Annotated in this window: 14 protein-coding genes and 1 tRNA gene; 14 read left to right on the plus strand and 1 reads right to left on the minus strand. The window is 38.3% G+C overall.

All coding sequences use genetic code 11. The annotated features are described in order from the left end of the window. Window positions 1–6 precede the first annotated feature (6 nt). From eutM to JYB65_RS13905, 5 genes are all read left to right on the plus strand, one after another. Window positions 7–309: an ethanolamine utilization microcompartment protein EutM gene (eutM, locus tag JYB65_RS13885; RefSeq protein ID WP_206583293.1), complete on the plus strand. Its 303-nt coding sequence runs from the start codon at window positions 7–9 to the stop codon at window positions 307–309. Window positions 310–482: 173 nt separating this feature from the next. Next, the gene (locus JYB65_RS13890; RefSeq protein ID WP_206583294.1) at window positions 483–923 is read left to right on the plus strand and encodes a YaiI/YqxD family protein; all 441 of its coding nucleotides are present in this window, start codon (window positions 483–485) and stop codon (window positions 921–923) included. 75 nt (window positions 924–998) lie between these two features. Further along, a complete protein-coding gene (locus tag JYB65_RS13895) occupies window positions 999–1,901 on the plus strand; it encodes a LysR family transcriptional regulator (RefSeq protein ID WP_206583295.1) in 903 nt (300 codons plus the stop codon). Between the two features lie 190 nt (window positions 1,902–2,091). Further along, entirely contained in the window at window positions 2,092–3,846 is a 1,755-nt protein-coding gene (locus tag JYB65_RS13900) for a bifunctional homocysteine S-methyltransferase/methylenetetrahydrofolate reductase (RefSeq protein ID WP_206583296.1), read from the plus strand. A gap of 89 nt (window positions 3,847–3,935) precedes the next feature. Then, on the plus strand, window positions 3,936–4,436 hold the full coding sequence (locus JYB65_RS13905; protein ID WP_206583297.1) for an amidase domain-containing protein: 501 nt from the start codon (window positions 3,936–3,938) through the stop codon (window positions 4,434–4,436). Between the two features lie 78 nt (window positions 4,437–4,514). Here JYB65_RS13905 and cooS read toward each other — a convergent pair whose 3' ends face one another. Continuing rightward, window positions 4,515–6,428: an anaerobic carbon-monoxide dehydrogenase catalytic subunit gene (gene cooS, locus JYB65_RS13910; RefSeq protein WP_206583298.1), complete on the minus strand. Its 1,914-nt coding sequence runs from the start codon at window positions 6,426–6,428 to the stop codon at window positions 4,515–4,517. Window positions 6,429–6,771: 343 nt separating this feature from the next. Between cooS and JYB65_RS13915 the strand changes: the two genes are divergently transcribed. From JYB65_RS13915 to JYB65_RS13955, 9 genes are all read left to right on the plus strand, one after another. Further along, window positions 6,772–7,866 (plus strand): hypothetical protein, encoded by a 1,095-nt coding sequence (locus tag JYB65_RS13915; RefSeq protein ID WP_206583299.1) that lies wholly within the window; start codon window positions 6,772–6,774, stop codon window positions 7,864–7,866. A 4-nt stretch (window positions 7,867–7,870) separates the two neighbouring features. Further along, window positions 7,871–8,134 carry a hypothetical protein gene (locus JYB65_RS13920; protein ID WP_206583300.1) on the plus strand — a complete coding sequence of 88 codons (264 nt, stop codon included), beginning with the start codon at window positions 7,871–7,873 and terminating at the stop codon, window positions 8,132–8,134. 383 nt (window positions 8,135–8,517) lie between these two features. Then, a complete protein-coding gene (locus JYB65_RS13925) occupies window positions 8,518–8,724 on the plus strand; it encodes a hypothetical protein (protein WP_206583301.1) in 207 nt (68 codons plus the stop codon). Between the two features lie 245 nt (window positions 8,725–8,969). Beyond that, window positions 8,970–9,764, plus strand: a complete 795-nt coding sequence (locus JYB65_RS13930; protein ID WP_280634506.1) for an amidoligase family protein — start codon at window positions 8,970–8,972, stop codon at window positions 9,762–9,764. 287 nt (window positions 9,765–10,051) lie between these two features. Then, window positions 10,052–10,621, plus strand: a complete 570-nt coding sequence (locus JYB65_RS13935) for a zinc metalloprotease (RefSeq protein ID WP_206583303.1) — start codon at window positions 10,052–10,054, stop codon at window positions 10,619–10,621. Window positions 10,622–10,650: 29 nt separating this feature from the next. Continuing rightward, on the plus strand, window positions 10,651–11,292 hold the full coding sequence (locus JYB65_RS13940) for a hypothetical protein (protein ID WP_206583304.1): 642 nt from the start codon (window positions 10,651–10,653) through the stop codon (window positions 11,290–11,292). Window positions 11,293–11,477: 185 nt separating this feature from the next. After that, a complete protein-coding gene (locus tag JYB65_RS13945) occupies window positions 11,478–11,696 on the plus strand; it encodes a tyrosine-type recombinase/integrase (RefSeq protein ID WP_206583305.1) in 219 nt (72 codons plus the stop codon). Window positions 11,697–11,842: 146 nt separating this feature from the next. Then, a tRNA-Thr gene (locus JYB65_RS13950) sits at window positions 11,843–11,919 on the plus strand. Window positions 11,920–11,975: 56 nt separating this feature from the next. Beyond that, window positions 11,976–12,061 (plus strand): GTP-binding protein (locus JYB65_RS13955; RefSeq protein ID WP_206583309.1); only part of this gene is annotated, 86 nt, incomplete at its 3' end.

Raw genomic sequence — 12,061 nt, forward strand, 5'->3', positions numbered from 1 at the left:
TATAAAATGAAATATGATGCATTAGGAATGATCGAAACAAAGGGTTTAGTTGGTGCTATCGAAGCAGCCGATGCGATGGTGAAGGCTGCCAATGTATATTTAATCGGTAAAGAACATGTTGGCGGCGGATTAGTTACCGTCCTTGTTCGAGGAGATGTGGGCGCTGTCAAGGCAGCAACCGATGCCGGGGCTGCAGCAGCGCAGCGTGTAGGAGAGCTGATTTCCGTTCACGTAATTCCGCGTCCGCATGCTGAAGTAGAAAGCATTATTCCGGCTTCAAAAAACCCTTCAGCAGATATCATAAAATAACGATGAAACAATAATAATGAGTGCGGGTTATAACGAAAGGGTTATGCTTGTGCTCATTATTTTTTCGTAAAGACCCTTTAAGACATGATGAAAAATAAAGCGAAAAGACATTTACAGTTGATTGGCGAGATAATATACTGAATACATGGATAAAAATCATTCAAGGAGCTGGTATGAGGATACTAATTGATGCAGATGGCTGCCCCGTTATTGACATTGCTATAAAATTAGCAGGAGAGTATCAGATAGAATGTATTCTGTTATGTGATACTTCACATTTTTTTAAAAGAGAGGGCGCGATGACGATTACAGTAGCAAAGGGTATGGACAGTGTCGACTTTGCACTAGTCAATATGCTTCAAAAAGGGGATATCGTCATTACCCAAGACTATGGCCTTGCAGCAATGTGCCTTGCCCGCCAAGCTATAGTAATCAGTCAAAATGGACTTATTTATAATGATGATAATATCGATGCACTTTTATCACAGCGTCATATTGCTAAGAAAATACGCTTGTCAGGTGGCCGGATGAAGGGACATCCTAAGCGTAAACCCTCTCAAGATCACGATTTTAAAGAGATGCTTGATAAATGTTTAAGAGACTCTAAATTTTAAATAGAGTTTAATGGATGGATATAACGGATATGAAATTTTTGATAAACTGGCAGAAGGAAAAAAGGAACGGAAAAAATGAAATTACAACAGTTAAAATATGCTATTGAGATTGCGAAGTGCGGTTCCATCAATATTGCTGCAAAAAAGCTTTATATTACGCAGCCCAGTCTGTCCAATGCGATTCATGATCTGGAAAAAGAGCTTCAAATCACCATATTTGAGCGAACAAACAGGGGAGTCAGCCTGACCGTTGAAGGGGCAGAATTTTTAGGTTATGCGAGACAAGTAATGGAGCAGACGGAATTGCTGGAGAAACGCTATTTTAATGCGAAACCTTCACCGCAGAATTTTTCGGTATCCACTCAGCATTATGCATTTGCAGTGAATGCTTTCGTAGACTTAATCAAAACATATGGATTAGATGAGTATGAGTTTAATCTCAGAGAGACCAAAACCTATGAAATCATCGATGATGTAAAGAATCTCCGAAGTGAAATCGGCATTTTATATATCAACGATTTCAATGAGAAGGTATTAAATAAATTATTTAAAGAAAATAACTTAAAATTCACAGAACTTTTCGTCGCAGATCCCCATGTTTTTATCAGCAAGACGAACCCGTTATCCGATAAAAAAGTGGTTATGCTAGAGGATCTGGAAGAGTATCCGTGTCTTTCCTTTGAACAGGGAGAATATAATTCCTTCTATTTTTCAGAAGAAATATTGAGTACCCTATCCCATAAAAAAAGCATTCGTGTAAGCGATCGGGCTACGTTGTTTAACCTGCTGATCGGGCTGAACGGGTATACGATTTCTACCGGTGTTATCAGTTCGGATTTAAATGGAACGGAGATCATTGCAGTACCTCTGGAGGTGACGGAACGCATTCGAGTGGGGTGGATTGCGCACAAAGATATTACCTTAAGTCAGCTTGCTGTTCAATATCTTCTTTCGCTTAACGAAGCGATCCAAAACTGATGATACGAGGGTACTATTACCGGATATAGCTATTAACTATAACGAGCAATAGTATTTTCAACTTACCCTATGATCTATCATCTTTGGTATAATGATGTTTAATCCATTTTCTGAATGTGTCAGGAAACAGAACTTCGATCTGTTTCTTTGTTTTAAATAATAAAAAGTGATAAGAAAGCAGGTGTGAAAAATGAGATTGAGAGAAACTCCATTAATCTTTGATGGTGCAATGGGCACCTATTATGCAACTATTTCACCAAATCCTCTGTCCCGATGTGAGCTTGCTAATCTTTATGAGCGACATACGATTTTAGATATTCATCAGCAATATATAGAAGCGGGATGCAAAGCAATCCGAACCAATACATTCGGAGCTAATCGCGTATATCTGGAAGGCAACGCTGATTTAGTACAAGAAGTCATTTCAAAGGGCTATGAAATTGCATTGGAAGCGGTCAAGGATAAAGATGTGCTGGTTTTTGCGGATATCGGGCCGATTCCGGCGTCAGAGACTGTAGATGCAAGAAAAGAATATATTGAAATTATTGATCAGTTTTTAGCGTTAGGTGCGACTCATTTTGTTTTTGAAACTTTTAGTGAAGATCGATTTTTAGCAGAACTTGCCCGGTATATCAAAGGGAGAAATTCAACTACTTTTGTATTGGCTGAATTCGCTGTTTCACCGGAAGGCTATACACGATTGGGAGAATCCGGCAGAAAACTCATCGAAAGAACGTTACAGGAACCCGCTATTGATGCTTGCGGCTTCAACTGTTTTTCCGGTCCTTATCATTTACTGCAATACATAAAAACTTTTAATATCAAAGATAAAACGATTTCCATTATGCCGAACTCGGGTTATCCGACGATCATTAATAACCGTACTTTCTTCGATAATACGAAAGAGTATTTTGCTATGCAGATGCTGGAGATAGCTAAAACCGGGGTATCCATTATCGGCGGATGCTGCGGAACCACGCCTGAGTTCATCCGAGAGATGGTACGCAAGTTAAAAGATTTATCGCCGAATCAGATTGTGCTGCATAATCAAGAGGAAGAAAAAATTGTGGATAGAAAATCTAACAAAAACAGTTTGTTAGAAAAAATGAAAAGCGGCAAAAAAATAATCGCTGTAGAATTAGATCCGCCGATTGATACGGAAATTGATTTTTTTATAAGCAGTGCAAAGAGATTAAAAGAGCATCAGGTCGATGCAATCACCATTGCTGACTGCCCGATAGCGAGAGCGAGAGTGGATAGCAGTTTATTAGCGTGTAAATTGAAAAGAGAATTGGATATTACGCCGATTCCGCATATGACTTGCCGTGACCGAAATATTAATGCGACAAAGGCGCTGCTTTTAGGGTTAAACATTGAAGGCGTGAACAATGTACTGGTCGTGACGGGCGATCCGGTTCCAAGTGCACAGCGCGATGAAATCAAGAGCATGTTCAGTTTTAACTCTGCGGTTCTGGCAAATTATATCCGCAATTTAAATGAAGGAACTTTTTCTTCCCCTTTTAACATTTGTGCGGCATTAAACGTCAATGCAAGGAATTTTCACAATGAGTTGGCCCATGCGAAAAAGAAAATTGAAAATGGCGTTTCTATGTTTTTAACACAGCCTGTTTTGACGAAGCAGGCGATGGAAAATCTGAAAAAAGCACATCAAGAATTGGACGCATTTATCTTAGGCGGAATTATTCCGATTGTAAGCTACCGAAACGCATGCTTTATGAATAATGAAATCTCCGGTATTAAGGTTTCAGATGAAATCATCCAAATGTACGAAGGGGTTTCCAAAGAAGAGGCGGATCGGCTTGCGGTGGAGTTATCCGTCCAAATCGCAAAAGAAATAGGAGATTATGTGGATGGGTACTATATTATAACTCCGTTTAAGCGAATTGATCTCGTTTCGAAAATCATTGAAGAGGTAAAGGAATAACGAAAATCATATTCTCATTAACAAAATGAATTAAACAAAAGGTAAGTGGATGCATAGAATAAATTACAAATCATGAGGAGAATGAAAAAATGCTACACTTATTAAGCAATTCTTATAATAGACAAGAAGCCGTTAACTATGCACATAAATGGGCCTTTGGAAGAAATCCGGCTTTTTATGATTTCAAGGGGATAGGCGGTGACTGTACCAATTTTACTTCGCAATGCCTATATGCGGGAGCGAAAGTGATGAACTACACGCCGACCTTTGGCTGGTACTACATCAATGTCAATCGCCGAGCACCGGCGTGGACTTCCGTTCGATATTTTCATCAATTTTTAATTAATAATAAGGGAGTAGGGCCGTATGGCTCGGAAGCCCCAATGGAAAAAGTACAAATAGGTGACTTTTCACAACTTCGGCTCGATGGAAATGATTTTGAGCATACTCAAATCATCGTGTCAATGGGAGAACCGCCAACCCTGGATAATATTTTAGTAGCGGCCCATAGCATAGACTCCGATAATCGGCCGTTATCCACGTATAATATAAGGGATATAAGGTTTATTCATATAGAAGGTGTACGATAACATACTTAACCTATTGGTAGAATATGAAAGCTTCCCCTAAGGGGAAGCTTTTGATTTGATGGGCGGTATGCTGCTCTATTATTGTAAGCCCATGTGCTCTCTTTTCTTTAATATATGGGCTTTGATATCTTTTGCCGCTTGAACAGGATCGTCTCCGAGGGCGATTTTTCCGCCGGTCAAGCTCTCTACATCTTGGGTCACAAGCTTTACTAAGTTAGGGGCGCCTGTAACAAACGGTGTAGGGGAAAGATGTGTATAAGCGCCATAGGCTACCGCGAACAAACCGTCTATGGTTGCCTTTTGTTCCATCCATTCCGGCGCAGTAACCGCAATCGGAAGATCAGGAATATCCACCTTCAGATGATCTGCTAAAGCGGTTACCAGCATAGAAATTCTTCCGGTGTCCGTACAAGTGCCAAAGCTTAAGACTGGCGGGATTTTTAATGCCCGACATACACCTTGCAGGCCCTCTCCGGCTAACTCAATCGCATCTAAATTGCATAGACCCGCTACTTCCAGTGCATGGTTTCCACACCCGCCGGCAACGACTAAGATGTCGCCTTTGATCAATTCTTTTGTGATATTTACCGTATTCCAATCTTGTGGGCCATTTCTCAAGGTGGAACAGCTTGCCAGTGCCACTACGCCTTTAATTTGCCCTTTTGCGATCACGTCTACCAGTACATTTAAATCATTTCCGATTGCGCCCAATACGGCTTCCGTTGAAAAACCTGCAATTGCTTTCATTTTATGCTGTGGAACACGTGGTTCAATGGTTTCTTTTCTCTTTTTGAAATTTTCAATGGCAATTGTAATACATTTTTCTGCCATTACATCTACTTCCGCCGGATAGTATGGCATTTCATGCGCTACATTCGGCACCCCTATAATAGTGCTGACACTGATAAGCGCAACTTGATATTTTTCTGCATATTCGTTGATGGCCGGAGGCGAACAGTTCTCCTCCATGACGAGCGCATCCACCGTACCGGTTGCAAGGAATGGCTCAATAGATAACCAGTTACCCATTAAACCGATAAAGGTATCATCCATCTCAAACCGCTGAAGGAGTTCCTGACCCGTTTCGATGGAACCGACAATGTGAATACCTTTTGCGCCTGCATTTCTTGCCATCTCTTGATATTCAGGTTTTCTAGCTTTTAATAATGTAGCTACTCCAACCCAAGGTTGATGTCCGTTAAAGGCAATATTCACATAATTAGGATCCATGATACCTAAATCAACATCCACTTCATGAGGCATAGGGGTACCAAATAAAATATCCTGAGTCATTTCCAATCCAATTTGAGCAGTATATATAGTAGACAATCCTAACCGGAGCGCTTTTTTTGCTAACGACACATAATCCCCGTCGACATTTGTGAGGCAGCTCGCGATGCTGTTTTCTACTTCGTGCTGAACGCCGCAAGGATAGATATTTAAACTTTGCCATATTGGTTTTCTTTTTTGCGGAGCAAAGGCTTCAACCATTTGACTTTTTTCGTCTGGTGTTATTTTCATCTCATGGTCAAGGAAGTCAGCTAACTGCACCGCAAGCGTGTTGACCTCTTGATTGGTATGGATTCCAACCTTTTCACACATCCATTTTAATTTATTCTCATCTGTAATAGTAAATGGGGTTTTCCCTTCTCCAGTGGCTTTTAGCGTTCGAAAGGCCTCATAAGCATGATGTGCATAGGTAGCGGCACCCATGATATTTCGCATCAGTAAGCTTCTCATTGCCATTGCATCCGGGCCGATCCCGCAAACACCTCTATCGGCACCTGCCTTATCACTGATTCTACAAGGTCCTTGTGTACAAAGCTGACAGCTCAGACCTTGAAGACAAAAGTTACATCGAATTTTTTCCTGTGGATCCCATCGTGAAAATACACTGGAGAGTCCGTCTTCTTTGATACGAATCAACATTTCTTCTACTGAATCATGAAAACTGACACGTTCCTGCATTTTTTGGGAAATTGTTTGTGACATAATGTACCTCCTAACTGACATCAATAAGATAGGAATTAGTATGGCTTATTGGGAGGGATATTATGAAAATTCTTCTATATTGCTTTATTTTTAATAAAGGAACAAATGATTTGGTTTTTGTGCATTTGTTAATTGTGTGTTAATTGTTTGTGAAGACTATGTGAAGATTGCTAATTAAAATGGAAAATCAAGTAAGTTTTTTGAAAATTATTCTATAAAACAAAATATGTAAAAAATTTCAATCAAAAAATGTGTTGAAAATACAAAAAAACACTTGACCTTCCCCTATAGGGTAAGGGCTACAATCACTTTCGTACTAAACACCATGAAGGGAGATTCTATTATGAATGGAATTCTAAATGCTTCAACAGTTCCTTCGGATCTGCTGATAGCAAAAACCAAATTGTCATCAAATTTTTTTACTAGAGGAATTATTATTGGATTACTTTCAGGACTATGCTACGGATTTTATTCAAGTTTTTTAACTTTGGGTATGTCAACAGGAATATGGTCTGAGTGGTACGGCGTTAATTCTGTGTTGCCTGCATTTGCGATTACGTATATGTTGGGTGCTTTAGGAAGCGCAATCAATGATATGCTAAGCGCAATTTGGGCTATTATCATTGCGGCACTCAAAGGGAAACTGGGTGACTTTGTTAGAACCGTTAAAACGAAACCGGGCAGATTGATTGCACTTGCGGCACTTGCCGGAGGCCCGGTTGCAGGAACTGCGTATGTTATTTGTCTACAGCTGGCAGGTTCCATCGTTATTCCAATTACTGCTTTATGCCCTGCAATTGCAGCTATTTTAAGCCGTATCTTGTATAAGCAAAAGCTTACCCCTCGTACCTTGTTTGGTATCGCGATTTGCTTTGCAGCAAGCTTGATGATTGCAAGTACCGGAATGGGCGGAGATGCTCCGGATGGGCTTGTACTCGGTATGGTTGTTGCGTTTGTCGCAGCGCTGGGCTGGGGAATTGAAGGTTGCGTAGCAGGATATGCAACTAGTATGGTGGACTATGAAATCGGTATCACCATTAGACAGATCACTTCAGGTATGACGAATTTAATCATCTTAGTACCTCTATTCGGAATTTTATCCGGCGGTGGACTAGGACTTTCAGCGAACCTGATTACGTCTGCTGTAGCAGATCATCCGGCAATGCTTTGGTTTGTTGTCAGCGGATTCTTTGCGGTATACTCCTTTAACTTATGGTATAAAGGCAACAGTATGTGCGGCACAGCACTGGGGATGGCTTGCAATGCTACCTACTCATTCTTTACGCCATTATGCTCATGGGTTATCCTTGGATTAATCGTTGGACAAGACGGATGGGCAATCCCACCAATTGCTTGGGTTGCAGCTGTTGTTATGTCACTAGGTATCTTTATCATGGCTGTAAATCCTTTAGACTTTTTCAAAAAGAAGGAGGCGTAATAATATGAAACCACTTAATTATGCTATTTTAAAGTATTTCACTACTGTTAAAGAAGCTTGTGCAGATGATGTGATCGATGCACTAAAAGGTGACTATGGAAATTTTAAGGCTCTAAGAAAGCCTGCTGTAGTAGAAGCCCTAATGACTGCTGAAGCAAATGGACTATTAGAGGAAACAAGATTTGATTTCGATAGAAATCGAGAAGTAAGAGTTTATTATCATGCTCATAAAGAAGGTGCAGATACGATAAATTCTTATATTAGATAAAAAACATAAGATAAACACATAATATGACATTAACTTAACATGTGACTCCTTAACTTAACATGTAAATATGTAACTCCTTAAATTCAATATATAAATCAAAAAAACCTGCCTTCAAATAAATATAGTATCCTCCATTTACTACTGATTTTATTTGAGACAGGTTTTTTGATGCTTTCTATTATAGAAGATGAACCGTGTAAAATACTATTTTGCAATGCGGGTCAAAAGGGCGGCAATGACTGCAAGAGATTGAACAAAATAGAGAACAAATAAAGAATTGAATAGAGAACATACTTACTATAAGAATCATGCTTTTGTATGGTTCTTTTTTATTCAAATTTAAAGAGTGCCTTTAGGGTAATGTTTAAGAAGGAGGAATGCTCATGGGATACTATGAAGTAGAAATTGTTCAAACGATTAAAATAAAGAAACAAATCAGAGCTGCGAATGATAATGATGTTTTACGAAAAGCAAACAAAATTATAGAGGATGGAACTATCCCTATTGAAAGTTACGACTTAGTTACTGCACAGATAAGTGCAGCTAAAACCGCAGGAACGGTAATTAATCTAGAGCAATATAAACAATAAAAATAAAAGGTTTACCCTAAACTTTGGCGAGCGCAGGTAAACCTTTTTCTCTACTACCGTAATATGCTACAAGCAAATCTGAATCTGTTACGGTTTATTTTTTTGCATAATATCAGACTTCTTAACTTAATGCAAGTAAATTCACAGATTATTTATACAAAGCAAGCAATCAAGGATATTGAGAAACTGAAAGCTGCTTCGCTTGACAAAAATGCGAAGCAGCTAATATATGCAACTCACCACGAATGGAAACATATCATACTCATGCTAGGACCTCTCCGGGTAAATGGTTGCTTGAAAGCGATGGCTCAGTAACAAGTGGATCAAGAGGAGGGGAACTTATATCTCCAATACTGACGGATAGCCCAGAAACTTGGCGCCAGCTAGAAGTTGTGTGTGAGGTGGCCAAGAGACACGGAGCAGAGGTTAATTTTGAAACTGGAGGGCATGTACATATAGGAGCAGAAAATGCGTTAGATGGTAAAAAACAGCGGTGGAGAAGATTTTTCAAAATGGCGGGAGGATTTGAGGATGTGTCTCACCGTTTAGCCGGTGGCGAACAAGGACTGTTCAGGGGCGCTGAAGACGATCAGTATACCGAGTCCGCCAGACGACAAAGCCATTGTGGGATTACGGCTGTAATGCCTCAAGAGGCTGAAACTAATGCATTTCAGAGCATCATTTCTAGGATTGGAGAAGACAAGTATAGAAGTATTAATCTTTTACCTTTTGCAACGAAAAAGACCATAGAATTTAGAGCTTTTAACGGAAGCCTTACTCCGGGCGTGATACAAGCTAGTGTGAAATATGCGGCCGGAATTGTCAATGCTGCGGAGCGAGCAAGAACTAAACCAAGTGAAGGTTTTAATGTGACTTATCAAGACAAACGGCGTGGAGAAATAATAAACAATTATTCGTTGGTTGAAGAAGATTTTTCGGATGGAGCCATCATGAATGTCCTTGATACTGTTTGTAGCCGTAAGGAAGATAAGGAGCACCTTTTGTCTGTAATTGTTCGAAATAGATGGGTAAATAGATAAGCAAAAGCCATATTTTATGATATAAAGAATGTTTATTTAATGAATGTATGCCATTTTAAACCATATAATGCCATTTTATGTAAAACACCCCTTTTTTTGCAGGATTTATTTATAATAAGAATGTTCCAATTAATAGAGAGGGAGGGGAGATTTGTTTGATTTTAGGAGCTATAATTCATTAAGTATTTATAAAGTTTACAAAGGGGAAAATTTATAATACTTATGGGTGAAAAATAAAATTATTTTATTATTTCACTTCAAAATTTTTGGATAAGGAAGGATTTAAAATGAAGATAAAAAAATTCACAAAAACTATTGTACTTGTTGCAATTCTAACTTTAGCATCTGGAAGTTTTTGCTATGCTGATACTTTTACAGGCGGAAGAAGCAGTGCGGTTTACAAAGCTTATTTTGATAGCTCAGTTTCTTCTTATGGTTATTCTCCTCATTATATGGCGGGCATGTCTAATTGGAATAATATTTCATCGAAAGTATCGCTTTCTATTACCACCAGTACGTCTGATTATCCTGATAAATATTATATCGGAAACACAGCAACAAATGGTTTATGGGGACAAACAGCTATATACAAGAAAAATCTTTTAGGACAAATAGTAACAGCACAAACTACAGATACATGGGTTTACAGTACAATTGTATTGTATGACAATCAGATGAAGGCTTATAACATGAATGCAGCTGAAGTAAAGTCAACTGCTACTCATGAAGTAGGTCATACTCTTAGTTTAGCTCATACTACTGCATCTGTAGAATCAGTTATGAGGGAAGGGGCGATTCAATTTATTGGACCAACAACATATGATATAACTCAATTAAAAGCAAAATGGGGTAATTAAAAATCATTTAGGAGAAAGGAAATATATACATGGATATTAAAGAATTTTCTATTAAAAATAAAAAAATCGTTTTTATTGTATTTGGGTTATTTTTGTGTTTTTCATTATATTACTTTGGAGTTTATAACTCTATATCTGATGTAACAATTGCATCAAGTTACAAAAGTTATGATGATATAAGTAGTTTGGATAAGGGAGCAGAACTTATAGTTATTGGAAGTACCGCTCAAGATTTTGAAGATAGAGAACATAAGGCAACATTTTTTGATGATGGTACATTAGAAGATTTCTATAGCTTGACAAATATTAAAGTTAATAAAGTGCTCAAGGGGGCAGACGGAATAAAAAATGGTGACAATCTCAACATAATCGAACCTGCGAGTATAATTCAAACAGTTGAAGGAAAGCAAAGATTGTTAAGAGATGATTATCAACCTTTAGAAAAGAATAAAAACTATATACTTTTCTTAAAGAAAAATGATAATGGACAATACTCTATAATTAACATGAATTTAGGAAAGCTTGATTTAGCAGACAAAGATAAGAAATTCAAGATGAAAAACAAAGATGACAAACTTATGAAAGATGCTTTTGAAAAATATTTAACAGAATCTGATGATGCTATTCAATCTTATGATGAAACCTCAGAGACAGATACCCAACAAAATTAATTTATTAATTACTCAACCAGAAAAGAGCCTAAAAGGGCTCTTTTTAAATTGAGCCTGAATTTCCAAATGTACAATATAATCCAATCTGAATCGGTAAAAAAGCAATCATAAAGCAAATTAAAAATGATAGTTCTACTGGAAATAATTTTGCAATAAGGACTCTTTCTTTCCCGAAAGGGGTGGAAATGGTCATTGATTTATGGTACGAGTATTTCCGACACACCTTTGCTACCAACGCTTTGAAGCAAGGTTTAGATCTAAAATCGGTGCAGATGCTGCTGGGAGACAATGACCCCGAAATGGTACTAAGGATTTATGCAAATATGACAAAAATAGAGATTTTAGAGGCCCATCAGAAATTCACGGCATTATATGAAAACGAACTAAAGGCATTGCGGGGCTAATCATTAAGAAGAAATAAGCTATAAGAAATACATAGTGATACAATGAAAGGTTTAAATATGCAAGGTTTTTGTCTATAAACAACGCTATAAACGATTTTTGAATATTGACAATTAGACAGGCGGTGTTGTAAAATAGGTCGTGACATGCTGTTGTAGCTCAGCAGGTAGAGCACTTCCTTGGTAAGGAAGAGGTTCGGCGGTTCGAGCCCGCTCAACAGCTCCAATTAAAATTGATGCACTTAAAATAAACACTTAAATTTCTTATGGGAGGATTTAAAAATGGCAAAGCAAAAGTTTGAAAGAAATAAGCCACACGTAAATATCGGAACAATCGGTCACGTTGACCATGGTAAGACAACATTAAC

Origin of the sequence: Clostridium aminobutyricum (genome assembly GCF_017255415.1) — a bacterium.
GTDB lineage: Bacteria > Bacillota > Clostridia > Peptostreptococcales > Anaerovoracaceae > Aminipila > Aminipila aminobutyrica.